Below are 25,752 nucleotides of genomic sequence, written 5' to 3' on the forward strand. Positions count from 1 at the left end.
TGAATTCATGATGTTGATAAACATTCTTCACAAAATACTTTGTTTTTATCGATAACGATTTTTTGTTGGAGATCGACGCAAGCAGGGGTATGATGGCGGCGTTTGGGGAGTAGTTAGCGCAAGTTTATTTATCGTCATCTCGTTAAGCATCAGCTTATCCGGTAAATAAAGGTGTCACTTGATTCATCACGTGATCACTTCAACGAGACCAACGCATTCATTGGCTAGCAGACACATGGGTAATGTGACTGCTGGTTTGTATTGTTTGCGGAAGGTCAGCCCGAATAATGTCCTTCCGCGTGGGAGGAAGCATGTCTCTTATCGAAAATACCACCCAATTATCCCAGTCTGTTCCACTACAAGAATCACTGACAATGTACGGTGCATTCGGTCTATTTACTTTGGTTTTAGTGGCCCTCGATATCTATCAGACTCGTGGCGGCGTAATTACCATGAAAAAAGCAATTGGTTGGAGCGTATTCTGGTTCTTATTAGCGTTTGTCTTTGCAGGCTCTATCTATTTCTTCTGGGATTATTACGCGCCTCATAGCGTTTATACTCACGAAAAAGCGACCATATCATTCTTAACTGGTTACTTGCTTGAGAAATCGTTAAGTGTCGATAACTTGTTTGTGTTTGCAATCATCTTTGCGCAATACAAGGTGCCTGAGCATTTGCGTCCACGCGCTCTATTGTGGGGTGTGATTGGTGCATTGGTTTTACGTGCAATCATGATTGCTGTGGGTGCTCAATTGCTTGCTCAGTACCACTGGGTACTTTATCTGTTCGCTGCGTTCCTAATTTGGACGGGTATTAAACTAGCGCGAGATAAAGGCGAAGAAGAAGAGGTGAACCCATACCCTGAGCAGTTCATTCGTAAATTCTTACCAGTGACAGAAGAGTATCAAGGTAACCACTTGATCTTGAAACAAGCAGGTAAGTGGGTTGCAACGCCAATGCTTATCGTTGTTGGTGTGATTGCAGTGATGGACGTGATGTTCGCACTGGATTCGATCCCTGCAATCTTTGCAGTAACGCGTGAACCGTTCTTGGTATTAGCGGCTAACGTGTTTGCTCTGCTTGGCTTACGTTCTCTGTACTTTGTACTGCAAGCAATGTTGGACAAGTTTGTGTACCTAAAACCAGCGCTGTCAGTGATCATGATGTTCATTGGTGTGAAGATGCTACTGGTTGGTACGCAATACGAAATCCCAACGGTTTGGTCATTAACTTTCCTAGTGACAGTGATGACGACAGCGGTTATTGCTTCTATCTATAAGAACAAAGAAACCAATAGCTCTAGCGTTAAAATTACTAATCAAAACTCTTAAGTATTTTGTAAATTCAAAATCCTTTAAAAGAATATTTGGTTAATTAAATGTTGCAAATAAACTTGGGTTTACCTGTGTAAATCCAAGTTATTCAACTAAAGATTCGCTTTGTTGAATAAGTATGCGGTTAGTTGGATTTTGTATTCTTATGGTTTGTAACGGAATTGTTTTATAAGAAAAACTAATCTGAATAACCAAATTTTGTCATTTTTTGCTCAGAGAAAAAATGACTAATATACGACCAACAAAACAATTTACTGCTTTTAAAGAGAGGCAATCATGGCACAAGCAATGCAAATGACAAATGTAGCTTTACCAACCTCTATGGATAAGAAGACCTACGCGGTTAACTTCAAAGGATTGATTGCTCACTTACTGGATATTCTTTTCGTAGATAACTCTGCACCTCGCAGCTACTACGCAGAAGACCTATCTGCACACATTCAGAAAGACATCGGTATGTACCGTTAATCTGAATGGAAAGCGAATTCGAAATGCCGGCTTAATCGCCGGCATTTTTGTATCTGAAATCGCTACACCTAAGACCGCATTGAAAGCTATCTCTTGCTCGTACGGTCATAGTCAGTATCAAAGAAAAGGAGCTGCCTATGATTAACGCGATTGCACTTGCTGCTATTACCAGTCTTTCTGCATCACAAAGTTGGGTTCATGAAGGACAGCCCGCACAAGTGATAGAGCTATTTACTTCAGAAGGCTGTTCAAGTTGCCCACCTGCAGACAAATACCTTTCTACGTTTCAATCCAGCCCTGATTTGTGGGAAAAGTACATTCCTGTCGCATACCACGTTGATTATTGGGACTATCTTGGTTGGAAAGACAAATTTGCAAAGCCTGAATTCTCTCAGCTGCAACGTTTGTATCGCGCTTATGGCGCGGTAGGGAGTGTCTATACTCCAGCATTTGTCGTTGATAGTGAAGAATGGCGCGGCTTTTTTAATTGGCGCAAGCGCGTATTACCCAGCAACGACAACGTAAAAGCCCAATCATTGACACTAGAGCGCTCTGGCAACCAATTCTCTTTACGGTTTGAAGAGAAAGGCTCGTATGATGCAACGATTGTGTTTCTCTCAAGTAATGAAACCACACCAGTTAAGCGCGGTGAAAACCGAGGGAAAGTACTAGAGCATAATTTCGTTGCATTGGAGAAACAACAAGGGCGCTCAAAGAGTGGAGAGTGGACGTTTAAGCTCAATCAGCCCATCAACAACATTGATGCTGTTGCGGCGTGGGTGACTGAGCCAGGGACTTTTAATCGTGTGCAGACTGTCGCGGGTGAGATTCGATAAATGAACTAAAGGGATGCCTTCCAATCCGAAAGCGCTTTGATGTGTTCTGGTCCAATACCGCAGCACCCACCTATAATGGTAGCTCCGCGCTGATACCATTCTTTTGCAAAGGTTAAGTATTCGTCTGGTGAGAGTTCTCGCATCGCTTGTAATGCGCTGTTGGCTTCGTGATTAGATTTGATTGCGGTGAAGTTGTTCGCGTAAACCCCAATTTCAATATCTAGCTTGTGTTGGTCTAAAACTGCTTTGGTATCACTGACCGCTTTTGCCATTACTTCAGGTACCGAGCAGTTAAAGTAAACGCTGATGGTATTGGTGTTGTCTGCACTTTGTGCAATATGCTCAATGGCTTGGATAACGGTTTCCCCAGAGCGCAACAACGCGGTTTCCACTGAGTCATCACTTAAAGAAAAGGCATACACAGTAGGTTTGATGCTGCTCGTGAAGACTCTTTGTAAACACTTTAGCTCCTCTAAACTGCATATGGTCTCCGCTAGCCAAAGGTCTACATAATCTTCTTGAGCTTCAAACAAAGTCTTGAAAATGATTTCACCTAATTTGGGTTCGAACAGATCTGGTCGATAACTACCAAGCGCTGGTGGAATACAACCAGCTACTAGAACGCGTTCCGGTGACTTATCCGCACATTCACGAGCAATTTGGGCTGCAAAGCGTGCTAGTTCACTACCTTGTTGTTCGTAAAGTTCTTGTCCCAGATGGAATGGTACACAAGCGTAGCTGTTGGCAATGATGATCTCTGCTCCAGCGTGGATAAAGTTGTTATGCGCTTGGTAAACGAATTCTGGCGATTCAATCAGAGCTTGTGCGCTCCAAAGTGGTTGAGAGAATGGGGCTCCCATGCGTTTCAGCTCTCTTCCCATACCACCATCAAGGATGGTTAACTTTTTCATACTACAGTCCATCTTAATTCTTCCTTGTTGAACCTTAAATGAAAATGGCTATGAACGAAAGTGACGAGCGGAAAAGGATAGGTCGTGTAGGTGGGTAGTAAGTAGTGAGCTAGATAAGACAAAAGGTGCGGACTGCAGAAACGAAAACGGGGTTCCAACTGGAACCCCGTTCAATTCGAAAGTAATGTTGGGATTACTTCTTACGGCAGTACTCAGCGATCACGTACATTGACTGACCACCGTTTGCCTTACCTGAAACAAGTTTAGGATCATCACCAAGGCTGATACCGCGAATAACAGTACCTTGTTTGATTACTTGGTTTGTACCTTTAACTGGTAGGTCTTTGATTACTGTTACATCGTCACCTTTCTTAAGTTCAGTGCCGTTGCAGTCAACAGTTTTATCGTCAGCAGACATACCTTTCATTGCCCAGTTCATTTGCTCTTCTTCCATGTACATCATGTCAAGAGCATCTTGAGCCCAGCTTTCTGTGTTTAGGCGAGTAAGTTGGCGCCATGCAGTTACTTGTACTGCAGGAACCTGACTCCACATGCTGTCGTTCAAGCAGCGCCAGTGGTTAATGTCTTTAGGGTCTTCGATCTCACCATGACACTTATCACAAACCATGATAGCAGTATCAACCGTTACGTTGCCGTGTGGTGGCACAGCGTAAGCAGTTAGTTGAGTTTCAGAAGAACACAGTTCACATTTTGACTCGCAGCGAGCAAGCAGAGTAGCTTCGATAGACATAAGGACTCACCTTAGTAATGTTTTTTGGTGGCGGTATTATCCACTTTATCCTGAGAAATAAAAGGGTGTTAGAGAATTAAAGGCGAGATTTTACAATATTCCAACCTGAAAGGAGTGAAGATGTAAAATATTGGCTAAACAAATAATATCTAGAATATAAATAAGGGTGTTGATTGTTTTGAATGATGAATCAGTTGCATTGATGAATGTTATCGATGGTAGGGAGATTGATTGAAAATGCCCCCTGACTTGACAGGAGGCAAAGGATCTAACGTTCGATAATTTGTACGATTTGGTCTTGTGAGATACTCATTTCTTTGCCATCCACGTCTTCATACTCGTACATGCCAGTATCTTCATTGAGATCTGGTTTGCCATACGAGGTGATGATTTTCCCTTCATTCGTTGACATAAGATATTGGCTGCTGCCGCAAGCGGCAAGAAGTAGTGCAGTGGCAATCACGGTCAATACGCGCATAGAGTTTTCCTTTTCAAACAAGTGAGTTAGACAAAGACATCGTTTTAACTATAGCAGAGGAAACTATGAGTGGGTCTGAAAGGCATAGAAACAAAAAAGCCCAGTAGAAACTGGGCTTTGAGGGGATGTACAAGATTATTTTAGTACTGTCGCATTACTTACTTTGCTTAGTGCATCATCCACTACAAAATCAGCATTCTCAGCCTGCATTTCTGCGTGGTGAGGAAGGTCTGCCAACGTACCTGCCGGAGAGGCAAACGTGCTGTGTGATGCCGTTGCGTTAAATTGGACAAAGCTTGCTGTTGCATTCACAGCAGTGTCTGAGCTGTTAACCGTTTTCAAGCCTAGCTTCTTCGCAAGTGGCTCGGTACCTGCAAATGGCGCATTAGGTACGTTGTTTGGAACGGTTGCATCACCATCTACTTCTGTCATGAAGAATGGTGTTGATAACGAACCAGTCTTCATAAGATCAGCAGCATTTGTGAACGGGTCAACGGTATCAAGCGTTGTTTGCGCGGCATAGATAAAGCTAGAGAAACCAGCATTTAATTGAGCCAGAGCTTCAGGGCTTGCGCCTTTCTCAAACGTTTCGTAACACACTTTATCGCTAAGTTCTGCACAAGATGCATCTGCATAACTCGCATAGTCTGCGGACGCCGCGTACGCTAGGTTATGTTTGATTTGCGGACCAAAGTTGGAAGAGCCAAGCAGTAAGTTACCGATTTGACCACCAGAGTTTTGGATAGATGCACTACTGAAGTTGTACAACGCATCTGCTGATACTGAGCCCAGAGAGTTGTTTGCCGCTGCAACGGCTGACGTACCAACGATGCCTCCTAATGAGTGACCAAGCATCTTAACTTTTGAGCCAGTTGCTGGGTTAAACCCTTTAAGTGGGCTATTCGCAAGAAGACCCGCTTGAGCAGAAACCACAAGACTTGCGCGAAGACCTAATACGTCAAGGACACTTTGGCGAAGGTTATCACGCGCTACTGCCAAGTTAGACAAGTTCAAATATGCTAACACGTTTGAATTCGCAGAACGTTGGTCATCCAAGCTACGAGTGCCATGAATTGGTAAGTCGATAGCGATCACCGCTACACCAGCTTTAACCATGTTAAAGGCAAAAGCGTAAGCATTTTCTTTTGCTGAAGTAATACCATGTTGATAAATCACAACGTTGGTCGGCGTGCCAGTTTCTGGAGTGAACAACAGGAACTCGACATCTTCTAGAGACTTAACCGCTGGCACTGGTGAGTATCGAGTGATCACTCGGTCACTATCCAGTGGAGTGCCGTCAGATAGTTTTAGATTGGCGCCAACAAGCTTTAGCTGCTCAGTAGGATCAGTAGCGAGCTTGCTCACATCAACAGGGTCATTTGCAAATTCACCACTAGACAACTGCTGAATTATGCCTGCTTGTTCATCTTTGTTTGATAAGGCGGCTTGCAGTTTCACAAGGCTTGGCATTGCTGAAACCATTGGCTGCATGTTCCAGTCAGCACCTTTCTCTAGATAGTAAGGTAGTCTCACCACACCCTGAGTTACGTTGACTGAAACACCGGCATTCGCGTAAAGCCCTTTTATTGCGGTCTTTGTTGAGTCTAAGTCACTGATGTATTTGTTGAAGTCTTCATCTGCGTCTAACGCAGTAATGAAGTCTTGAGTCGCACCCAATGACATCGTGTATGCAGTCGCAAGGTCGACCGAACCTGGGTTAGTGTCATTCTTGTAAACCGTGTTGAGCGTGTTTGCTCCGGTAGCAAAACCGGTTGCGGTTACGCCTTTCACTGCTGCAAGTGTGTCACCTACCGACTGTGTGCTAAACCATGATGAGTAGATGATGTCTGAAGGTACAACGTTTAGTAAGCCAGATTGAGTAGCAAGACCAAAGATTCCTTCAACCGCCGTTGTTGCAGCTTGTAGAGAAGCAAGATCACCAGATTCGTATACGACTTCTTTCGATTTTGCCGTCGCGTAACTACCGGATGTACCGATTGCGTCACCATTTACATCTTTTACTGCTTGAGTCACTGCAAAAATGTATTCGCTTGATTCATCGAACGAGTCTGCGAATTGGATGTAAAGACTCTTACCACTTGATACGACTTGGAAGTCTGCATCAGCAGTTGCGCCGTCTTGGATCTTTAAAACTTTTTCGATTGGGTTTGTCTTACCATCCCAATCGGTGATGCGTTGATTTAGCTTAATAACGCTAATACCCGACGTGACTAAACCATCAGCGAAACCTGCACCGTTGAAATTAAGAACGATTGGCATTGATGTTGACCAACCATCCATGGTGTTCATCGCGGCGCGAGGGTTGGTTAGCGCATCATCACCACCAGTCGGCAGACCGAGCGTGCCATCTGTTGTATCCATTAGCAAGTAAGAAGGCGCTGGTACATCAGCATTCGAACCTTGAACCGTGAAACTAACCGACGTGTTACGGTCAAGTAGTGCCTGAACCGCAGGTTCAAACGTTGCGGTATCTGAAGTGCCTGAGCTAGAAGTGTCGTCACCACAACCTGCAAGTAGGATTGCAGAACAAAGCAGTGATAATTTAAACGTATGTTTCATTGGTTTACTCCGTTAATCCTGATTATTTGAAGGTGTAGTTCATCTGTACAGCACTGATGTAAGCCGTACCTTCTGAATCAAATGTGATCTCTTGATCTGCTGCGTTTGTTTCAGTGAACGAGCCAGACTTACTCTTAACAAAGGCAAAACCAGCATCGAAGCTTAAGTTTTCTTGCATTACATAAGTCACACCCGCGCTATACCAGAAACGGTCGCTATCAGGAATACTCAACGTCGCTTTACCCGCTTGTTCGTCAAATGCGATACCAGCGCGTAATGTCCATTGATTGTTCAGAGTATATGTACCACCGAAAGAGTAGCGGTTATTGTCTTCGTATTTCTCAGGTTTAAAGAAACATTGACCAGCGGTGCCGTCGTTACATTGTGGGCTCGTCGCTTTTAGTTCTTTAAATGTGCTCCAATCTGTTTGCTGCCAACCGTAGTGGATAGCCCACTTGTCGTTTAGCTGGTGGAATGCTGAGAGTTCGATGATAGAAGGAAGCGAAATTTGTAGTCGACCATCGACTTTTGGTGCTGTTGCGATGCCAGAGTCATAGCTACTGAACTCACCATTGTCGAAGTCTAAATCCACTTTAGAGCGATAGCCGAAACCAAAGCGGTTATTTTCGTTGTACTCATATAGCGCACCGATGTTCCAGCCCCAGGCAAACGTATCGCCTTCCATACCAATTAGGTTGTCAGACTTTTTACTACCAGGACCAAATAGGGGAGCTAGGGCACCTTTATGACGAGTCAATTCCGCTTGCGCGTAGACAAGGTTAATACCACCACCAACACTGAATTGTTCATTGATGCGGTAAGCAATGTTTGGGTTGATATTTACAGACAGCAAAGAAGTATCGCCTGCCATATCACCGGCAGAGATATCATTAGGGTAGTCAGTGGCAACACCGTAGGTTGTGAACATACCAAGACCCCAAGCCCATTGATCGTTAATAGGGCTAATGTAGTAGCCAGCAGGAACGATTTGCAGCGGAGCTACGTCTTTTGCATGTTCTTTATGGTAAGTGTCGTAGACGTTAACTTCAGGATCGACGATGGATAGCGCACCTGAAAACTGAGCTTCTTTAAAAAGTGTCATCGCAGCCGGGTTACGCGCTAAAACGCTTGCGTTATCCGCAACCGCGCCTTCACCTGAAAATGCTCTACCAAGACCAGATGCCGAGTGTTCAGCAACCTGAAAGCCCGCAGATTGGGCATTACACGCAAACAATATTGAAATTGTAAGCAGAGAGCAGTGCTTCTTGTTCATCCTTGACCCTCCTAGGGTGTCATTATGTTAGACCGAAGTCTTTGTATTTGTTGTATGCCTTTTACACCAGTTGCTGTCGGTTAGAATTACAACTGCAATGTAAATATAATGTTAATTGTATGTTTATTATCTTGTCAAAGATTAGACGTATATTGCGTTTTAAATTTGATGCATAGGTCAAACAGCAATTAATAAGGTCATGTATTATGGTGATATTTTTATAGCAAATGGTACGACCAGACTTGTTTTGTAAATCTTATGGTTAATCGCTAACCAAACACCTGTTGTTAACATGCTTTGCGTTCTATTCCATTACAGGCATAATTCCCACTTTGTGTTTATCGCATTGGAAATCGCGTTGGAATTACTACACATCGAATTTTTGGGGAAATCGCTTAGGCTGGAAGGTTCTATGGCGGGTTGGCAACAACTGTTTTGGGATAACACTCTGGTATCACAAATTGATGCTAGTGATGATGATTCCGGCAAGACGCAACATCAATTCAAACTTTCTTCTGGAGAGCAGGTATTGAACTGCCAACTGAGCTGTGAGTTAAATTGGCAACCTTTTGACTTCAAATATCAAGCTACGGTTAATGAGACTCTTGTGGCTGAAGGAACTCGCAATGAAAAGGATATTGAGCAACAAGTTCCAGTTGAGCCGCCACCAACAGAAAAGCGCTTTAGCATCATTGGTCTTGTGTCGCTGGGAATGAAAGCGCTTAAGAGTGCGAAAGTGATTAAGGTTGCGTTAGCGTCTGCGAGTTTAGCTGCCTACTCATGGTTGTTCTCGATAGAGTTCGCGCTTGCGCTTGTTGCATGCCTGGTCTTTCACGAATACGGGCACATCCGTGCAATGAAATACTTCGGTATGAAAACCAAGGGGATATACCTCATTCCTTTTTTGGGCGGGTTGGCGCTAAGCGATGAAAAGATCAATACACGCTGGCAAGACGTTGTTATCTCGATCATGGGACCTTTCTTTGGATTGGTGTTGAGTATTGTATTTACAATTTTGTACTGGGTGACGGGAGAGATGATCTTTGCCGGCCTTGCGGTATTTAACGCCTTGTTAAACCTCTTTAACCTATTGCCGATTTTACCTCTAGACGGTGGACATGTACTGAAGAGCATTACTTTCTCCATGAACTCATGGATTGGTCTAGCCGGTAGCGTCGCGACTGCAGCATTGGGTATCTATATTAGCTACGCATTCGGTTTAACGTTGTTGGGATTCTTGCTCATCATGGGGATGTTGGAAGTTGTGGTGGAGTGGCGCACAAGACACCATAGTCATTTGTTGCCTTTAACTCGATATGGGCAGCTTTTCTCTTTCGCTTGGTATCTAGTGTCCATTGGAGGCTTCATTGCTATCATTTGGTATTTTGCGGGTCTTGGCGACAGCCTGTTAAGCCTGCCACTGCAAATCCTTGGTACGTAAAGGGCTAATGCGAATTAAATAAAAAGAAAGCTCCCAATGGCGCTTTCTTTTTGACTTCTATTTGCTCGTTTAACTCGTTTGAGAAAGCGAGCTAGAGAGTAGTAGGTTGCTTACACTAGATTGGCTAAGCAATTTAACCACATTTCGGTGCTTTTACGTTTGAAGCAGGCAGCGTTTTAATCGTCGCCTGCAAATCACGAATACGCGTGCTGTGTGATGGGTGAGTAGAGAAAAATTCTGGCGGTTGGGCGCCACCAGCCGCGCTCATATTTTTCCAAAGATCGACGCTTTGATTTGGATCGAAACCTGCTTTCGCCATGTACCCTAAACCCACGATATCTGCTTCGGACTCTTGCGTACGACCGTAAGGTAAAATTACCCCATATTGCACGCCAACACCAAGCGCTGCCATTGTCATTTGTTGGTATTGTTTATATTCAGATGCACCAATTGCTACATTGGCTAGAGACAATCCAGCATTTGCTAATTGGCTTTGAGACAGACGCTCATTACTGTGGTCAGCAAGTACGTGTGCAACCTCGTGACCAATTACGGTCGCTAGCTGATCTTGGTTCTTCGCCACTTTCAATAAGCCCGTGTATACACCAATCTTCCCTCCAGGAAGGGCGAAGGCGTTGACTTGGTCACTATCAAAAACCACCACTTCCCAATCTTTAAAGCCCGGCTGAGGAGGGATAGTGCCTGTGATTTGCTTCGCCACACATTGAACATAAGCGTTGGTCTTTTTGTCTTTGCTAATCGGTATTTCTTTCTTCATTTGCTCGAAAGATTTGGCACCGAGAGAAGACATCTCTTGGTCGGAAAACATCAAGATTTGGTTTCGACCTGTCGGTGAAGCGCTACATGCTGTTAAGCCAGCAACGGTCATAAGAATTGAGGCTTTAATCCATGTTCTCATAATGGGGTCCATAAGTATTTTTTCTGTTTTGTACCAATAGTATAACGCTTAGTAAAGAAACTTTAAGCCATTCTCGCTTAACGACGTATCTCTAGGTTATTTGGGAATACATAAATCACATAATGTAATGCGTTGCGCCTTGAAGTAGCGATGCATTCAGGTCTATGCTAGACGCACTTTTAAAGACTGAGCACCAGTGCAATACTGGATGAGATAAGAGCGAACAAATGAGTATCTGGAAAAAGCCAATCGACTTGGACATTCTTAACGCCACATCAAAAAACACCATGATGGAGCATCTGCAAATCGTTTACACCGATTTTACTGATGACTCGTTATCAGCAACCATGCCTGTTTGCAGTTTTACACATCAGCCACTGGGTATGCTTCATGGTGGTGCGTCTGTCGTCTTGGCAGAGACTTTAGGCTCGCTCGCTGCAAACTTTTGTGTTGGAGAAGGCAGTTATTGCGTTGGATTAGATATTAATGCTAACCACGTCCGTGCAATGCGCAGCGGCTATGTCATTGGCACTGCAAAGCCCGTTCATCTCGGTGTCTCAACTCAGGTGTGGCAAATCGACATCGCTGATGAACGAGGTCGATTAGTTTGCACCAGTCGACTGACGATCGCCGTGAAACACCAAAAAGAAAAGTCACATTAACGAGTAGAAGACGAACATGGTTATTGAATTTTCTCTTGGTAAAATCATCGCAACGCAGCGAGAAGTCGTTATTAAACTCAATGGTAACGGCATGGTTACAATGCAAGCACAAGTTGATGCGATTCAGTTACTTGGTCGTGGTGCAAACGTTGTTTTGGCACATGGTGCAGAAACAAAATGGTCGATCAAACTCGATGATGAAGATCAATTACGCCAACTAGCGCAAGAAATTGGTATCGACATTCAATAATTTGCATGTCTAGGTTTGCACTTTTTGCAAAAAATGAGGAAACTTAGTTTATCGTTATGAAAACTAAAATTTCCTCTTTATGAGTAGCCCTCGTTTACGTGTTCAATTCGAAACACTGTTTGAAAAATTCTCTGGTAATAACACGGAAGTTCAACTCGAAGATATTACCGAAGCACTTTTCTGTACTCGCCGAAACGCTCGAATCGTCCTCAATAAATTAGAGGAAGAAGGGTGGATTGAATGGCATCCTGCCGCTGGTCGAGGAAAGCTTTCTACACTCATTTTTAAACGTAATCGCAGTGATGTTAGCGAGAACCTCGCACGCCGTTATCTAGATGAAGGTAAAATTGGTCAAGCGTTGGAGGCGCTAGATAATGACGCCGCCAAGCTTACCCAAGTTATTCAAGGTTATCTTGGTCTCCAACATCGTCAAGGTGAGCAAGTTGTGCGTTTGCCGTACTACCGACCACTTGCGATGTTGAACCCTCAAAAGCCGATGCGCCGTTCTGAGCAGCATATCGCGCGTCAGGTATTCAGTGGATTAACTAGACTGGATGACAATGAACACCTCCAGCCGGATTTGGCGCATTATTGGGAAGCGCTTTCAGACACTCATTGGCGTTTCTATTTACGTCGAGGTGTTCGTTTTCATAACGGTGAACTACTGACCACCGACTGTGTCATTGAGAGTATTAGTGCGTTAAGTGAGTTGAATCTTTTCTCTCATATTGAAAATGTAATGTCGCCAGAGCCTTGGACGGTGGATATTCATCTTGTTCGTCCAGATAAATACTTACCACTTGCTCTGAGTGAATCCCAAGCAAAAGTACTCTTACCGAGCACGCTGCGTTCGGAAGAATTCGATAGAAAGCCAGTAGGGACTGGACCATTCCAAGTTAAAGTAAATGACGACAAGCGCTTAATTTTGACTGCGTTTGATGGCTACTTTGGGTTACGTCCTCTGTTAGACCAAGTAGAGGTGTGGGTGATCGATGAAGCCTATTCGTCAATGGTTTACCCAAGTTTGACCAAACCCCAAATGGATAAACAAGCCTCTACTGACGAGGTTGAGCTGGATCCCGGTTGCACCTTCTTACTACTGAATAAAAATACAGGTGTTGCAAAAGACCCACGTTGGGCTGAGTTTCTTAGTCAAACATTAAACAGTTACCAGGTGTATGCTCATGTACCTCAAGACAAAATCATAGAGCTGGGTGTGTTACAAGCCTTTGGTTTGAAGCCGGGCTGGATCGATCTGAGACCAAGTGCTGCGGGGGAAGTACCTCAGAAAGATAAAGTCATTTGCGTCGCTTACCAAAAGAAGCACCCAATGTTTCCTGTTATTGCTAAAGCGATCAAAACCTTGCTAAAGCCACATGGTGTTGAGGTTGAGTTCATCCGTTATGACACGCAATCACCGTCACCAGAAGAAGTGGATATTTGGATCAAAGCAATGGGGATCGCCACCAACCGTAACGATGCGCTCGCGGGATGGTTGTTAGATTACAGTGATATTGACAAATTCAGTGCTGGATATGATTTCTCTGGTTGGGCAGGGCTGGTGGATCAATGGCGTGCTGGTCAACACAGCGATTTCCCAGCTCGTGAGTTAGGTAGGCAACTTGTGAAGAGCTGCCAAGTGATCCCTATGTTCCATTGTTGGCTAGGCGTAAACAAAGACCATAGTGGTGCGCTACAAAACGCCAAATGTAATGCACTAGGGTGGTTCGATTTCAGCAACGTATGGGTAAAACCAAAAATAGAGAAAGATGGCGAAACCGAATAAGAAGCAACCGACTAAAACCGTCGAGATATATTGCGCCAAATGTAAAGCGCAGCTGTTCAAGTACCGCAAGGGCGGCAAAGGTGCCCTCGTTAAATGTTTTAAGGAACGTATTGTCGAAGACTTTACCAGCACGCCTTGCATTTGCCCTGGTTGTGAACAAGAGTTTGCAAGAGACACCTTAGTAAGAGGAACGCCTGCCTACAAGATGATTGGTGGTAAGGTTACGATGAAGTAAGAGTAAGTTATGAGCGAACAACACGAATACTGTATGGTCTTGAGTACTTCTGGTACAGAGAAGAACCGGGACGAAATCATCAAAGGGCTACTGGAAGGGCAGTTAGCCGCTTGCATTCAGACGATGGCAATAGAGAGTCATTATGTGTGGAAAGGTGAAGTCTGCAGCGACAATGAATGGTTGTTGATCATCAAGACACGCAAAGATCTCTATGCATTAGTAGAAGATAAAATAAAAGACCTGCACGAGTATGAGGTCGCTCAAATCGTACAGGTCCCAATTGTCGAAGGTTTTAACCCGTATTTAGAATGGCTTCGCCAGTCGACGCTGAGTTGTCAGTAAAAGTAACGACACAATTGCTCCCATGGTGTCGCACAACATGTCTTTCTGGGCATCCCATATATCACCCTGTGAACCCAGAAAGGCAATACCCTCATCACCACCAGCTATTGCCGCATACCACCATTCAATGATTTCGTAACCAGCTGCGAGTGACATAATCGCAAACAACGCAAACCAAGATGCAAATCCGGAACTGATCCTTTTCTTGTTAATTAGATATTCAGCAATAGGATAGGCATACAAGCCGATAGAAAAGTGAGCGACGCGGTCAAAGTTATTACGCTCAGAGCCAATTAAGTTATTAAACCAATCAAATGGGACTTCTGCGAAGGTATATTTTGCGCCGATCGTATGAAGGCATAACCAAATAAACATCAGCACATAGGCTGTGTTACTAAACTGATAGCGGATAGACAGTGCCCAAATGGCAATAAGAATACCAATAGCAGGTACGATTTCCGCGAACCAAACTGCGCGTGAACTTGGCTCGAGAGCAGAATATAGAAAAACGATGGCGTAGAAAATGGTCAAACCCAACAGGGTAGAAGTGCTTTTCATACAGAAATTGATCCTTCAATTAAATACTGACTCTATGATTACACTTAATTGAACGGTGTGCAATTAATAAATTTAACAAGGAGATGATTACTTTTTATGTTGATATATTGCCAAACTGCTCAACAATAAAACGTTTGCGCGTAAACATTTCATTAAAGTTTGATTTACAACATACCCATCCATAGAATTCACCGTTCAGTCTAATAAAAAAGAAGTAAAGTCATGAAACTGGAAACTGTCGATTATCTTGCTGACGATGCTGCTCAACAGTTCGTCACCTCACTGCGCGAAACGGGTTTTGGTGTTCTTAAGAACCATCCAATTCCTCAAGAGCTGGTCGAATCTATTTACAAAAACTGGTACGAGTTTTTCTGCTCAGAGCAAAAGAACGATTTCCACTTCAATGTTGAAACACAAGACGGATATTTTCCACCATCAGTTTCTGAAGTTGCGAAAGGTCATTCAGTCAAAGACATCAAAGAGTACTTTCACGTGTACCCTTGGGGTCAGATGCCAGAACAGCTAAGAGAAGAGATTTTAGAGTACTACGAGCGCGCTAATGCATTCGCTCAAGAACTGCTTGGTTGGGTAGAAGAATACGCACCAAAAGACGTTCAAGAGAAATTCTCAATTGCGCTGTCAGAGATGATTAACAACAGCGATAAAACGCTACTTCGTGTTCTTCACTATCCACCAATGACGGGTGAAGAAGAGCCTGGCGCAATTCGTGCTGCCGCGCACGAAGACATTAACTTACTAACGGTTCTGCCAGCAGCAAACGAACCTGGTCTGCAAGTAATGAGCAAAGAAGGTGACTGGTTAGATGTGCCATGTGACTTCGGTAACTTGATCATTAACATCGGTGATATGCTGCAAGAGGCGTCTGGTGGCTACTTCCCGTCAACAACGCACCGCGTGATTAACCCAACTGGTGGTCGCCAAGAAAAGTCGCGTATTTCGCTTCCGCTTTTCTTGCACCCGAAACCAGATACGGTACTTTCAGAGCGTTACACTGCGCACAGCTACCTGATGGAACGTTTAAGAGAATTAGGCGTTATTTAAGTTAACGAGATCTTGCTTCAAAAGGCTGATGGTTTATGACTGTCAGCCTTTTTGTGTTTATGGTACAAATTGACTAGCTTTATATAACAGGTACTTAAACGGTTAGGGGATACATGGACGAACAACTCAATGTTTGCCAAAACAGTCAGCAATACATGGAAAACCCATTGTTGTGGCCCATTTTAGACATCCTCAGAAAGCAGCCTTCAAATTGGAAGGTGCATACTTTAGCTCATGAGCTCAGCCAAAAGGGCTACATACAACAGTTAGATGAATCTCCGGATAAAGATCTTTTCAAGCGAAATTTCTTATTAATGAACGCGCTCTATCAATTGCAAGAAACGCTTTATCCCGATGGTTGGTTGCAAGTCGAAGCAATGAATATTGTGCTTATGTCCGCCATAGAAGCCTCTCGCCACAGCGTTGATACCAATGATCCCCTAAGAGAGTATTACCTTGATTGGAAGAACTACGAAGCGGACGAAGGCGAGGTGCGCCGACTACTTAATGACTTCTGGAGTCGATATCAACGTTACATCGGGGGAAATGTCTCTGATGACCTAGACCGAAGTAAAGCACTACATTTGTTTGAGCTAGATGCAGACACAACCCGAACTGAGATTCGCCGACAATGGCGTAAGCTGGCATTACGTTGGCACCCAGACCGAGAGAACGGTAATGCAGATAGGTTTAGAGTGCTATGCAATGCTTGGAACGTACTTCGAAACGGATAATGAATTCATTTTAAGTTACATTGTCACGTATTGGGCGTCATGATTCGTACAAGATTAAAAAGGCAGCGTTTATCGCTGCCTTTTGTTAGCTGCTCGTTGGGTATTAACGAGAAGGTTTGAACTGAGACTTACGCATACGGTTCAGCGCTGCCATTACGTCCAATGTACGAGGTTTCGCTAAGTCGCCTTGTTTAGGCAAGGTCGCGTACCATTCACCAGTAAGCATGTCTTCGATTTCTTTTGCAGGGTGGTTACACCAACCCGGAAGTTGAGCAATTTGGAACCACAACCAACCAATCGTGTTTACTTCATCCGCTGACTCAAGTTGCTCAAGAGCACTTAGATCTGCGAATTCTTTACCGAAGCGAAGAGAATCTTTGCCTTTTGCATTCACACGGAACTTGCCGTCTGTCAGGATGTTCATTAGCGCTACACGGTTTAACGCACGAGGGCGGAATGTTTGCAAGTTTTCTTCTGACTCGTTGTGACGCTGAGTCGGATGCTGTGCAATAACTTGCTTTGCTTTTTCTGTTACATCAACTGCTTGGTAATCGTGCATTTGGATAACGGTATCTGCAACATCTAGGTAGTCTCCTGAGCCACCCATAACGATGATGGTCGAGATTTCAAGCTCATCACGCAATTGTCCGATGCGATCTACCAAAGGCGTTATAGGCTCGTCGCCTTTGGCAACCAATGCCTGCATACGTTCATCACGAATCATAAAGTTAGTTGCTGACGTATCTTCATCAATAAGCAGTGAACTAGCGCCGGCCTCGATAGATTCTTGCAACCAAGCGGCTTGAGAGGTTGAACCAGAGGCGTCTTGCGTAGAGAAATCTGCCGTATCTTTACCCATTGGTAAATGGTTGATGTAGTTAGATAAATTCAAGTGATGAACGCAGCGACCGTCTTCTGCACGAATCTTCATCGCGTTCGCATCAGTGACGATGTATTCGCGACCATCACCAGGAATGTGATCGTAAATAGAGCGTTCAATCGCATTTAGCAACGTTGATTTACCATGGAAGCCACCACCAACAATCAATGTGATGCCTTTTGGAATACCCAAACCTGTTACGTAACCTTTGTTTGGCGCATGCAAAGTTACTTGAAGTGACTCTGGCGCTTTAAATTCAACCGCGTCTTTCATCGGCAAGTCACAGTTACCTGCAATACGCGGAAGGATGCTGCCATTCGCCACAAAAGCGACTAGATTGTTTGCTTCAAGTTGCTCGCGCAGAGACGCTTGGTCTTCAACCACTTTACAGTGCTCAATCAATGCGTCTTTGTTCAGCTCGCGCTCTAATGTTGCGCGACGAATAAACTTCGGCAAGTAGAAAGTCAGAATGTTATTCGCTTTTTTGCCAAGAACAGAGCGACCTTCGGCAGGCAGGTTAACACGGAAGCGAAGCTCAATACCTTCTTCAGTGAAAAGTACTGCCGTATTGTCCAAAACGGTTTGACCGCTAAGTGAGATAGCTACGGTATTCTCTTGCTTTGCAAACTCATCAAAGCTACGCGCAATGAAGTCACGGGCTGCACGCTGGAATGCTGGAGATTCATCTTTTAGCCATTCGAGACCGGTCAAAGACCACGCGCGAGTTGCACGTAGGCGAGAAGCAGATGCGTACGGGTCACCTTGTACGTAGTCGATGTACAAGTCGAAATCACCGAAGTCGTATTGACCTTTGATTTGTTGGTATGCGCGGTAGTTCTGCTTTTCGATTTTCTTAAGCGTGGCAGTCAACTGATCCATGAAGATAATGGCCTTTTTATTGGAAGCGGGCGGCGATTATAGAAACCACCGCCAACAGAGTAAAGGAAATGCTTAGGAAGAATAGGTGTATTGGCCACCTAATAGGTTTTGATTAAACAAACTTTGTTCGAATTCATTACAAGGCATTGGCTTACCATACAAAAAACCTTGTCCGATATCGCAGCCTTCACCAATTAGAAACTGCTCTTGTTGGCTGGATTCAATACCTTCAATGACAACTTGGAGATCAAGCTTTTTAGCAATATGGATAATGGAACAAATAATGGCTCTGTCATCGTCAGATTTTTCCATCTGCTGAACAAAGCTTTTATCAATTTTAATCGCGTCAAAAGGGTATTTCTTCAAGTAACTGAAAGAGGCATAGCCTGTCCCAAAGTCATCTAGTGACAGTGTGACGCCAAGCTTGTGTAGTTTATTCAACGTGTTACGTGCAACGACTTCATCTGCGATTAAAGCGCTCTCAGTCACTTCTAGCTCAAGGAAGTGTGCTGGTAGATGGAAGGTTTCAAGTAGATGTTCTATCTGTTCGGCAAAGTTAACGTTTTGCAATTGTATAGGCGAAACATTAACGGCAATTTTGAAGTTATCCACTAACTCAGACCATTGCTTGGCTTTGTCTATGGCTGTGCGTAAAACGAATGAACCCACCTCAAAGATCAAGCCGTTTTGCTCTGCCATATGAATTAGCGCTTCATTTGAGACATCACCTAAGACAGGATGACGCCAACGTAACAGCGCTTCTGCACCTATCCATTTGTGCGTGTGGGGAAGCACCTTAGGTTGGAAGTACAACATCAGGTCATCATTACGAACTGCCTGTAGAAGGTAGCTTTCTAGTTGATTGTGGTTGTTGAGATCTTGCGTATGACTTTCGCAGAAATAATTGTATGACTCGCCAGACTCTTTGCACAACAACATTGCATAGCAAGCATTTTGCAGCAGTTGCTTGGCATGGCTGTTTCGATGAGCTTGGACGACACCAATGTAAGAATGAAGATGCACTTCATTGTCATCGATATAAAAATTGCCAACGCTCACATGAGTAATTTCGTCGAGTAAATGTTGGACTTTCGGCTCGATATCTTCGCCTGAAACAATGAGCACAAGATCGTTGGAGCTTGGTCGCCCTGTGACAAAATAACTGGATTCACTGTGACCAAGACGAAAGCGAAACTCCTTCAACACTTCGTCGAAAGCTTCGAATCCGTATTTGGTTTGGATGCTACGGGCGTTACTGAATCCAATGTTAATCACGACCAAAGATTGCTCGTCATGGTTGATGGACTCAATGACTTCGTCTAGTTGTTCTTCTAAAGCAGCGCGGTTAAGAAAGCCAGTGCCTTGGTCGTGAGTTTGTTGATAGTTGACTTGTTTCTCGGCAGCTTTGCGTCTGTCGATCTCTTTCGTCAATGAATAACTGAGTTGCGCAAGGTCGGTAGTGCGCGTTTCGACTCTGTTTTTTAGTTCGCTATTTAGCCTTACTAATTTGTGTTGCTGGAATACAACCGCAAGTTGCGCCTCGATAGATTCTTTGAAAGAACTTAATAACTCACGGTAGGTGTCGCTGTATTGGTTCTCTTTAGTATCTAGCATACAGATGGTACCGAAGGTTTCACCGTTCGGCCAGTACAAAGGCAGCCCACAATAGGAGATCATACCAAGTTTGATATCCGGGTTGTCTTTCCATTCCTGGTCTTTGAGTGCATTCGAGACCAGGAGTTCGCGCTTGTGTTGAATGACATGTTCACAATACAGACCATGTCCAAGGGCTTCTTTGTCACCCACTTTATAGGGGTTATTTTCCGTTTCGCTAGAGGTATTGACTTCAATATGCTCTGGATGCACACGCATGATAAGCGTAGTGGGAACATCCGCAATGCGGGCTAACAAGTTGACGATGTTTTGCCAACTTCTCCGCATCGAATCGGGGATCTCATAATCCAAGGTTTGCAATGTGCCCATAAAGGTAATCCTTTCCCGTAAGTTCACGTCCTGTGAATGAAAGTCGTTGTAATTTTTATGTGAGCTTATTCTTGTTGTTGAGTAGTTATTTAACCATTCGTTTAGTTTAAGTATAGGGGCGGCAGAACCCGAAACAAAAAAAAGTCCTGAAAACCTTTCAGGACTTTGAAATACTTGGCACTATCTCAGTAGTGAGACGCTAGAATCCAAGTGCAAGCTTATGGCTTGAGCGCCTTGAGTGCTTTCATCGATATATCTTGAGAGTAATCGACGCCTTCAAAGTTGAAGCCATTTAGCTTCATAAATTCGTCTTTGAATCCAGCATAGTCACCCACTTGTTTGAAGTTATCTGCGTTCATTTGTGAAAGAAGTTCACTGACTTCTTTCTGAACTTGAGGATCTAACTCCAGATCATCGATTCGAATCAAACGTTCACCATCGACAGGTACTTTTTCTTGGTCGTACAACTTCGTCGTGAACAGACGTTGCATTTGCTCGATACAACGTTCGTGGGTGCCTTTTTCCTTCATCACACGATACAGAGCGAGTAGGTAAGGACTGAGAGCAGGAATAAACACACTCGCTTTTGTGACAAGCGCTTTACACACGGTCGCGTAAGCGCCACCACCAAAGTTTGCCATCTTTATGTTCAATGCATGACTGGTTTGGTGTAAATCGACTTTTGCACGACCTAGCGTGCCATCAAGATAAATTGGGTGTGTGACTTCGGGTCCCATGTAAGAGAAGGCGATCGTTTTGCAGCCTTTTGCCACCGATTCAGAGTTGATCAGCGTATCGATCCAGCTTTCCCAATCTTCTCCGCCCATCACCTTAATTGTTGCTTCAGCTTCTTCCTCTGATGCTGGAGCAAGAGTGGAGTCTATCCACTGATCGTTTTCCAGCATAATCGATGCACCAGTGACAGATTCACCAATAGGTTTGATGACACTGCGCCAAAACTCGTCAGATTCTGCCTTCGGACGAACACCAGTCGCCAAGCTGTAAATGACTAAATCTACTTCACCTTCAAAGTGAGTTTCGATAGCTTCGATTACTTGGTTGCGCACAGAATCAGAAAAAGCATCGCCCACGATGTTTACTGCTGTTCGACCGTGATGAGTCGCTTCTTCTTTAAAGTAAATGTTGTTGTACCAACCAGCACTACCAACGCCCTTATCAGATGGTCCACGCTCGAATGAAACGCCGATCGTGTCGGCCTCAGCGCCGCCAAAGGTGAGGGCGATGCGAGCAGCCAATCCGAAGCCGGAAGACGCACCGATGATCAAAACCCGTTTGGGACCATGTTGGATCTGCGGAGCTTGTTTTACGTAATTAATTTGCTCTTTGATGGAAGCGCGGCACCCATACGGATGTGCCGATCGAGCTACAACACCTTGAATTAACGGTTCTATTTGCATTGTTATTATCTAACCTTGGTGAATAAGATGCCGAGTAGAGTAACGTAAAGTTTGGTAAAACTTATTGAGCTAGACCATCAAAATTAGAGATGTTTAACCAATTCTTGCGCAACGAAGTCTGCGATAAAAGGCTGAGCTTCTGGTTTTGGGTGCAAACCATCATCCATCATCCATTCAGGTTTAATGATGACGTGCTCTAAGAAGAAGGGCATCAGAGCAACTTTTTGGTGTTCAGCAAGCTTAGGGTAAATATCGTAGAACATATCGCTATAGCGCTTACCGTAGTTTGGTGGCACACGGATTTGCATCATCACAACATCCGCACCAGAATCTTTGATCATGGTAATCATTTTCGATAAGTTCGACGTAATAAGTTTAGGTGGGAATCCACGAAGACCATCGTTGGCACCGAGTTCAATAAGGACGACGTCAGGAGTGTGCTGCTCAAGGAGAGCTGGTAAACGCGCAAGACCATTACCTGTGGTGTCCCCTGAGATACTGCCATTTACAACTTTTACATCTTGACCATGTTCTAGTAACGCATCAGGAAGTAAGCTAGGCCAACTCTCTTCGATTGGCATTTGATAGCCAGCGCTTAGGCTGTCACCCAAAACAAGCAACTTTTCGTTCGCCTGCGCAGAAACGGAAAGACAGAAAAAAAGAACTAAGGAAAGTATACGAATCATGCAAACACCTGTACTTAAAGCACCTATTGTTCAAGCTAATTTAGTTTCTAAACAAGTCTCTACTAATCAAGAACATTTAACAATCCTTAAAAATGTAAATGTTGACATTCGAAAGGGTGAGAAGATTGCCATCGTTGGTACCTCTGGCGCGGGCAAGTCTACATTGATGACACTGCTCGCTGGATTAGATACCCCAACCTCAGGCGAAATCACCTTATTAGGGCATGAGCTTTCGAAGTTAGACGATGAAGCTCGTGCAAAAATTCGTGCGGACTCCTTGGGCTTCGTATTTCAAAGCTTTCTTCTCATTCCAAGTTTGAGCGCATTACGAAATGTCACGTTACCTTGTCTTCTACGTGGTGAAGCTGAAGATGATGCAAGAGCAAAAGCATTGCTGACAGCGGTTGGGCTGGAAAAGCGTCTCGACCACTTACCAAGTCAATTATCGGGGGGAGAACAACAGCGTGTCGCTCTTGCACGGGCATTTATGACTCAGCCAGAACTGCTGTTTGCCGATGAACCAACGGGAAACCTCGACCATCAAACCGCCGAAAGAGTCATCGAGCTTCTGTTTGATTTGAATGAACAGCATGGCACAACGTTAATACTGGTTACTCACGACAGTCATTTAGCCAGTCGTTGTGACCGTGTATATCGAATGGAAGCAGGCGAGTTGCAGGAGGAGTTGATATGTCCGTGATCTCTTCAAGTGAGCAAGACTCAACTCAGATGCCTAAGCAGGCTAAACAATCGCCAAACAAAAGCTTAGTACGTTGGAGTTTGGGTGAAATCCGTCAAGGAAATCTATGGCCGATCAGTGTTGCCTTGATTCTCGTGATTGCCAGTATTTTTGCGCTCTCGGCTCTGGCAGAAAGAATGGAGCAGGTGATCGTTAAGCAAGGTAAAGATGCGTTAACAGCTGATGCTGTTTTTGTGTCTGCTAATCCTATACCAAATACTTTGTTGGCTGCTACCGACGAGATGCCACGCTCTACCATGACACGATTCGCTACCATGGCATTCAGTGATACTGGCATGCAGCTTATCTCTGTTCGTGCCGTTGATGAGCAGTACCCTCTGATGGGTGAATTAGTCTTGGACAATAACTCAGCCGGCCACGTCAAAGAAAACCAGCTATGGCTTGATGAACGCATCATGGCGCAGCTTGATGTTAAAAAGGGTGACGCTGTCACTATTGGTGATGCGGACTTTATCGTTTCAGGTGCAGTTTTGATGGAACCAGGTTTGAGCTTTAACCCATTCCAACAAATGCCTTCAGCCTATATTCATCAACGCGATGTTGAAAAAACAGGGGCAATCCAGTTGGGGAGCCGTGTTCAATATCGTTTGTTTTTAAAAGGCGACGATGCAACATTAACGCAACTGCAAGACAGTACTGAATTGTCACCAAGTGATCGCTGGAGAACGCAAGATACTGCAAGTCGAAGTAACGAAGTCTTCGAACGAACAACTCAATACCTGTCTTTGACGGTTGCTATTGTTATCATCATGGCGGCAACGACGTTGGTTTTGACTTGCCAAAGCTACGTGAACAGCCGAACGCAAACCATCGCAATGTTGAAAAGCTTGGGGGCGAATCGCCGCTGGATTGAAAAGTGGCTTTTGATTCAAGTCACCATTTTGCTGCTTAGTGCCAGTATTGTTGGTCTGCTATTAGGTAGTGGTTTGGAGTATTTGTTGCGAATTCCCCTCAGGGATTTGTTGCCTAATCCACTACCTAGTTACGGCGTCACTCCTATCTTGATTTCAGTTGTATCAGCGGTTCTTATTACTGTTCCAGCGCTTGGGATTCCCTTACTCGGATTAATCAAAACACCTGCTCTAGAAGTTCTTCAACAAGGTTCTGGCAAACGCTCTTGGAAACGCATGTGGCTTATCTTAGTGCCCGTCGTGCCTTTGCTTATCCTTTATGCAAACAACACTCTGGTTTGGATTGTACTTGCGGGCATTGCGATGTTATTTGTCGTGCTTGCGGCAACGAGCGTTGCGCTTACTAAGTTATTTGCTCGAGTTTCTACTCGACCAGCAATGAAACTTGCACTCAGTCGAATCAATCGCACACCAGTCACCAGTGGTTTGCAGTTTGGCGCTTTATCGCTTTCTCTGATGTTACTTTCGATAATTTGGTTAGTACGTAGCGATATTCTTGCTGATTGGTCGAGAACACTTCCTGCGGACGCACCTAACGTATTTGCTTTGAATATCGCTGATTACGAACTAGACAGTTATCTAGAAGCATTGGACAAAAACAACGTGACGCGGTCACGAGCCTTCCCAATCATTCGTGGTCGATTAGCAGAAATTAATGATGTAAGCGTTAAAGAGATTAAATCAGAGGGGCAAGGTTCAGATGCCGTGAGTCGTGAACTTAACCTCACTTGGGGGGAGACACTTCCTGAGTACAACGATGTCATATCTGGTGAGTGGAAAAACAAAGCCAGTGTATCGGTAGAAGCACAGGTTGCAGATGAACTGGGTATCGAACTTGGTGACAAATTGCGGTTTGTTATTAACAGCCAAAACTTCGATGCCACTGTTGATAGCATTCGTCATGTTGAGTGGCGTGATATGAAGCCTAACTTCTATTTCATCTTTTCGTCTGACGTGATGGCAAGCTTACCAGGCTCTTATTTGATCAGTTATCGTATCGACGATGATAACAATGCATTGTTGACGTCGATGTCACGTGCACATCCGACGGTCTCTGTACTCGATATTCGAACCATGGGTGACAAAATCCAAACACTTATCCAACAAATTGTATCGGCAATCACCATATTGGCATTGCTTGGTGTAGTGGCTGGTCTTTTGCTGATATTTACATTGCTTCGTTTGAGTTTGTCTCAACGCCAGCAGGAAATTCGACTCTATCGAACATTGGGGTCAAGTAAGAAGCGTATCAACACTACGCTATGGGCTGAATACGGCATTATGGCAATGGTGGCGAGTGGCGTTGCAGTGTTTGCAGCAGAGGTCTGTGTCGCTGCTGTGATGAAATATGGCTTTGAGCTTAATGCGCAGATCCACCCTGAATTGTGGATAGCTTTACCTTTCGCTACGTTTGTTGTTCTTGCTTTAGTGGTAATGAGCCTTTTGAAAAGATTGTTAACGCCAGTAAACACTTAATTAGCCTCCGTTTAACTACCGCGGATGCACTCCATGACAGTTTTATTTTAGTTATCCACAAAAACGGTGGATAACTTTTGGGATAACTGAGTCGTTAGTAAAGTGGGGTGTTTCCGCAGGCTTTATGCCATGGGTGTTA

24 protein-coding genes are annotated in these 25,752 nt (G+C 44.3%); 13 read left to right on the top strand and 11 right to left on the bottom strand.

The window, feature by feature from the left end:
* The first annotated feature begins 311 nt into the window (after positions 1–311).
* From NL647_RS03855 to NL647_RS03865, 3 genes are all read left to right on the top strand, one after another.
* Entirely contained in the window at positions 312–1,331 is a 1,020-nt protein-coding gene (locus NL647_RS03855) for a TerC family protein (protein ID WP_017819595.1), read from the top strand.
* Positions 1,332–1,610: 279 nt separating this feature from the next.
* Entirely contained in the window at positions 1,611–1,802 is a 192-nt protein-coding gene (locus tag NL647_RS03860) for a hypothetical protein (protein WP_005451745.1), read from the top strand.
* Between the two features lie 137 nt (positions 1,803–1,939).
* On the top strand, positions 1,940–2,638 hold the full coding sequence (locus NL647_RS03865; RefSeq protein WP_005451746.1) for a DUF1223 domain-containing protein: 699 nt from the start codon (positions 1,940–1,942) through the stop codon (positions 2,636–2,638).
* A gap of 5 nt (positions 2,639–2,643) precedes the next feature.
* On the opposite strand, the gene NL647_RS03870 is transcribed toward NL647_RS03865, so the two are convergent.
* The 5 genes from NL647_RS03870 to NL647_RS03890 all read right to left on the bottom strand — a co-directional run bounded on the left by NL647_RS03870 (position 2,644) and on the right by NL647_RS03890 (position 8,631).
* Positions 2,644–3,561 (bottom strand): homocysteine S-methyltransferase family protein, encoded by a 918-nt coding sequence (locus NL647_RS03870; RefSeq protein WP_253649666.1) that lies wholly within the window; start codon positions 3,559–3,561, stop codon positions 2,644–2,646.
* 181 nt (positions 3,562–3,742) lie between these two features.
* Entirely contained in the window at positions 3,743–4,300 is a 558-nt protein-coding gene (locus NL647_RS03875) for a PhnA domain-containing protein (protein ID WP_005451748.1), read from the bottom strand.
* A gap of 268 nt (positions 4,301–4,568) precedes the next feature.
* Positions 4,569–4,778, bottom strand: coding sequence for a YgdI/YgdR family lipoprotein (locus NL647_RS03880; RefSeq protein ID WP_005451749.1), 210 nt, complete (start codon positions 4,776–4,778; stop codon positions 4,569–4,571).
* Positions 4,779–4,913: 135 nt separating this feature from the next.
* Positions 4,914–7,358 carry a VolA/Pla-1 family phospholipase gene (locus tag NL647_RS03885; protein ID WP_253649667.1) on the bottom strand — a complete coding sequence of 815 codons (2,445 nt, stop codon included), beginning with the start codon at positions 7,356–7,358 and terminating at the stop codon, positions 4,914–4,916.
* A gap of 22 nt (positions 7,359–7,380) precedes the next feature.
* A complete protein-coding gene (locus NL647_RS03890; protein WP_005451753.1) occupies positions 7,381–8,631 on the bottom strand; it encodes an outer membrane protein transport protein in 1,251 nt (416 codons plus the stop codon).
* A gap of 412 nt (positions 8,632–9,043) precedes the next feature.
* On the opposite strand from NL647_RS03890, the gene NL647_RS03895 reads away from it, so the two are divergent.
* Positions 9,044–10,072, top strand: coding sequence for a site-2 protease family protein (locus NL647_RS03895; RefSeq protein ID WP_239211999.1), 1,029 nt, complete (start codon positions 9,044–9,046; stop codon positions 10,070–10,072).
* 133 nt (positions 10,073–10,205) lie between these two features.
* On the opposite strand, the gene NL647_RS03900 is transcribed toward NL647_RS03895, so the two are convergent.
* Positions 10,206–10,991, bottom strand: coding sequence for a M48 family metallopeptidase (locus NL647_RS03900; protein WP_253649668.1), 786 nt, complete (start codon positions 10,989–10,991; stop codon positions 10,206–10,208).
* A gap of 227 nt (positions 10,992–11,218) precedes the next feature.
* Between NL647_RS03900 and NL647_RS03905 the strand changes: the two genes are divergently transcribed.
* The 5 genes from NL647_RS03905 (at position 11,219) to cutA (ending at position 14,266) form a co-directional block, all read left to right on the top strand.
* Positions 11,219–11,653 carry a hotdog fold thioesterase gene (locus NL647_RS03905; RefSeq protein ID WP_009701824.1) on the top strand — a complete coding sequence of 145 codons (435 nt, stop codon included), beginning with the start codon at positions 11,219–11,221 and terminating at the stop codon, positions 11,651–11,653.
* Positions 11,654–11,669: 16 nt separating this feature from the next.
* Entirely contained in the window at positions 11,670–11,903 is a 234-nt protein-coding gene (locus NL647_RS03910) for a DUF3389 domain-containing protein (RefSeq protein WP_009701825.1), read from the top strand.
* A 79-nt stretch (positions 11,904–11,982) separates the two neighbouring features.
* Complete coding sequence (locus NL647_RS03915) at positions 11,983–13,689, top strand: SgrR family transcriptional regulator (RefSeq protein WP_253649669.1); 1,707 nt, start codon at positions 11,983–11,985, stop codon at positions 13,687–13,689.
* On the top strand, positions 13,673–13,924 hold the full coding sequence (locus NL647_RS03920) for a hypothetical protein (protein ID WP_017189038.1): 252 nt from the start codon (positions 13,673–13,675) through the stop codon (positions 13,922–13,924). The genes NL647_RS03915 and NL647_RS03920 overlap by 17 nt, the downstream gene beginning before the upstream one ends.
* Positions 13,925–13,933: 9 nt before the next feature.
* The gene (cutA, locus tag NL647_RS03925; protein WP_017189039.1) at positions 13,934–14,266 is read left to right on the top strand and encodes a divalent-cation tolerance protein CutA; all 333 of its coding nucleotides are present in this window, start codon (positions 13,934–13,936) and stop codon (positions 14,264–14,266) included.
* On the opposite strand, the gene NL647_RS03930 is transcribed toward cutA, so the two are convergent.
* Positions 14,228–14,824 (bottom strand): DUF2238 domain-containing protein, encoded by a 597-nt coding sequence (locus NL647_RS03930; RefSeq protein ID WP_005451764.1) that lies wholly within the window; start codon positions 14,822–14,824, stop codon positions 14,228–14,230. The genes cutA and NL647_RS03930 overlap by 39 nt on opposite strands.
* A 222-nt stretch (positions 14,825–15,046) precedes the next feature.
* Between NL647_RS03930 and NL647_RS03935 the strand changes: the two genes are divergently transcribed.
* Both NL647_RS03935 and NL647_RS03940 read left to right on the top strand, forming a co-directional pair.
* Complete coding sequence (locus tag NL647_RS03935) at positions 15,047–15,886, top strand: isopenicillin N synthase family oxygenase (protein WP_005451765.1); 840 nt, start codon at positions 15,047–15,049, stop codon at positions 15,884–15,886.
* Between the two features lie 113 nt (positions 15,887–15,999).
* On the top strand, positions 16,000–16,620 hold the full coding sequence (locus NL647_RS03940) for a DNA-J related domain-containing protein (protein WP_253649670.1): 621 nt from the start codon (positions 16,000–16,002) through the stop codon (positions 16,618–16,620).
* Between the two features lie 103 nt (positions 16,621–16,723).
* Here NL647_RS03940 and NL647_RS03945 read toward each other — a convergent pair whose 3' ends face one another.
* The 4 genes from NL647_RS03945 to tesA form a co-directional block, all read right to left on the bottom strand.
* Positions 16,724–18,379 carry an ABC-ATPase domain-containing protein gene (locus tag NL647_RS03945; RefSeq protein ID WP_017189041.1) on the bottom strand — a complete coding sequence of 552 codons (1,656 nt, stop codon included), beginning with the start codon at positions 18,377–18,379 and terminating at the stop codon, positions 16,724–16,726.
* A gap of 72 nt (positions 18,380–18,451) precedes the next feature.
* Positions 18,452–20,362: an EAL domain-containing protein gene (locus NL647_RS03950; protein ID WP_009696688.1), complete on the bottom strand. Its 1,911-nt coding sequence runs from the start codon at positions 20,360–20,362 to the stop codon at positions 18,452–18,454.
* A 218-nt stretch (positions 20,363–20,580) separates the two neighbouring features.
* Positions 20,581–21,780: an enoyl-ACP reductase FabV gene (fabV, locus tag NL647_RS03955; protein ID WP_005451770.1), complete on the bottom strand. Its 1,200-nt coding sequence runs from the start codon at positions 21,778–21,780 to the stop codon at positions 20,581–20,583.
* A gap of 83 nt (positions 21,781–21,863) precedes the next feature.
* A complete protein-coding gene (tesA, locus tag NL647_RS03960) occupies positions 21,864–22,466 on the bottom strand; it encodes a multifunctional acyl-CoA thioesterase I/protease I/lysophospholipase L1 (RefSeq protein WP_005451772.1) in 603 nt (200 codons plus the stop codon).
* Between tesA and NL647_RS03965 the strand changes: the two genes are divergently transcribed.
* Positions 22,465–23,166 carry an ABC transporter ATP-binding protein gene (locus NL647_RS03965; protein WP_253649671.1) on the top strand — a complete coding sequence of 234 codons (702 nt, stop codon included), beginning with the start codon at positions 22,465–22,467 and terminating at the stop codon, positions 23,164–23,166. The genes tesA and NL647_RS03965 overlap by 2 nt on opposite strands.
* Positions 23,157–25,613 (top strand): ABC transporter permease, encoded by a 2,457-nt coding sequence (locus tag NL647_RS03970; RefSeq protein WP_253649672.1) that lies wholly within the window; start codon positions 23,157–23,159, stop codon positions 25,611–25,613. Before NL647_RS03965 ends, NL647_RS03970 begins: the two co-directional genes overlap by 10 nt.
* The last annotated feature ends 139 nt before the right edge of the window (positions 25,614–25,752 follow it).

Origin of the sequence: Vibrio sp. Y29_XK_CS5 (genome assembly GCF_024181835.1) — a bacterium.
Taxonomy (GTDB): Bacteria; Pseudomonadota; Gammaproteobacteria; order Enterobacterales; family Vibrionaceae; genus Vibrio; species Vibrio harveyi.

Bases quoted from the DNA above. Each gene is read 5' to 3' on its own strand.
- NL647_RS03855 (WP_017819595.1), top strand. From the start codon at position 312: ATGTCTCTTATCGAAAATACCACCCAATTATCCCAGTCTGTTCCACTA.
- NL647_RS03860 (WP_005451745.1), top strand. From the start codon at position 1,611: ATGGCACAAGCAATGCAAATGACAAATGTAGCTTTACCAACCTCTATG.
- NL647_RS03865 (WP_005451746.1), top strand. From the start codon at position 1,940: ATGATTAACGCGATTGCACTTGCTGCTATTACCAGTCTTTCTGCATCA.
- NL647_RS03870 (WP_253649666.1), bottom strand. From the start codon at position 3,561: ATGGACTGTAGTATGAAAAAGTTAACCATCCTTGATGGTGGTATGGGA.
- NL647_RS03875 (WP_005451748.1), bottom strand. From the start codon at position 4,300: ATGTCTATCGAAGCTACTCTGCTTGCTCGCTGCGAGTCAAAATGTGAA.
- NL647_RS03880 (WP_005451749.1), bottom strand. From the start codon at position 4,778: ATGCGCGTATTGACCGTGATTGCCACTGCACTACTTCTTGCCGCTTGC.
- NL647_RS03885 (WP_253649667.1), bottom strand. From the start codon at position 7,358: ATGAAACATACGTTTAAATTATCACTGCTTTGTTCTGCAATCCTACTT.
- NL647_RS03890 (WP_005451753.1), bottom strand. From the start codon at position 8,631: ATGAACAAGAAGCACTGCTCTCTGCTTACAATTTCAATATTGTTTGCG.
- NL647_RS03895 (WP_239211999.1), top strand. From the start codon at position 9,044: ATGGCGGGTTGGCAACAACTGTTTTGGGATAACACTCTGGTATCACAA.
- NL647_RS03900 (WP_253649668.1), bottom strand. From the start codon at position 10,991: ATGAGAACATGGATTAAAGCCTCAATTCTTATGACCGTTGCTGGCTTA.
- NL647_RS03905 (WP_009701824.1), top strand. From the start codon at position 11,219: ATGAGTATCTGGAAAAAGCCAATCGACTTGGACATTCTTAACGCCACA.
- NL647_RS03910 (WP_009701825.1), top strand. From the start codon at position 11,670: ATGGTTATTGAATTTTCTCTTGGTAAAATCATCGCAACGCAGCGAGAA.
- NL647_RS03915 (WP_253649669.1), top strand. From the start codon at position 11,983: ATGAGTAGCCCTCGTTTACGTGTTCAATTCGAAACACTGTTTGAAAAA.
- NL647_RS03920 (WP_017189038.1), top strand. From the start codon at position 13,673: ATGGCGAAACCGAATAAGAAGCAACCGACTAAAACCGTCGAGATATAT.
- cutA (WP_017189039.1), top strand. From the start codon at position 13,934: ATGAGCGAACAACACGAATACTGTATGGTCTTGAGTACTTCTGGTACA.
- NL647_RS03930 (WP_005451764.1), bottom strand. From the start codon at position 14,824: ATGAAAAGCACTTCTACCCTGTTGGGTTTGACCATTTTCTACGCCATC.
- NL647_RS03935 (WP_005451765.1), top strand. From the start codon at position 15,047: ATGAAACTGGAAACTGTCGATTATCTTGCTGACGATGCTGCTCAACAG.
- NL647_RS03940 (WP_253649670.1), top strand. From the start codon at position 16,000: ATGGACGAACAACTCAATGTTTGCCAAAACAGTCAGCAATACATGGAA.
- NL647_RS03945 (WP_017189041.1), bottom strand. From the start codon at position 18,379: ATGGATCAGTTGACTGCCACGCTTAAGAAAATCGAAAAGCAGAACTAC.
- NL647_RS03950 (WP_009696688.1), bottom strand. From the start codon at position 20,362: ATGGGCACATTGCAAACCTTGGATTATGAGATCCCCGATTCGATGCGG.
- fabV (WP_005451770.1), bottom strand. From the start codon at position 21,780: ATGCAAATAGAACCGTTAATTCAAGGTGTTGTAGCTCGATCGGCACAT.
- NL647_RS03965 (WP_253649671.1), top strand. From the start codon at position 22,465: ATGCAAACACCTGTACTTAAAGCACCTATTGTTCAAGCTAATTTAGTT.
- tesA (WP_005451772.1), bottom strand. From the start codon at position 22,466: ATGATTCGTATACTTTCCTTAGTTCTTTTTTTCTGTCTTTCCGTTTCT.
- NL647_RS03970 (WP_253649672.1), top strand. From the start codon at position 23,157: ATGTCCGTGATCTCTTCAAGTGAGCAAGACTCAACTCAGATGCCTAAG.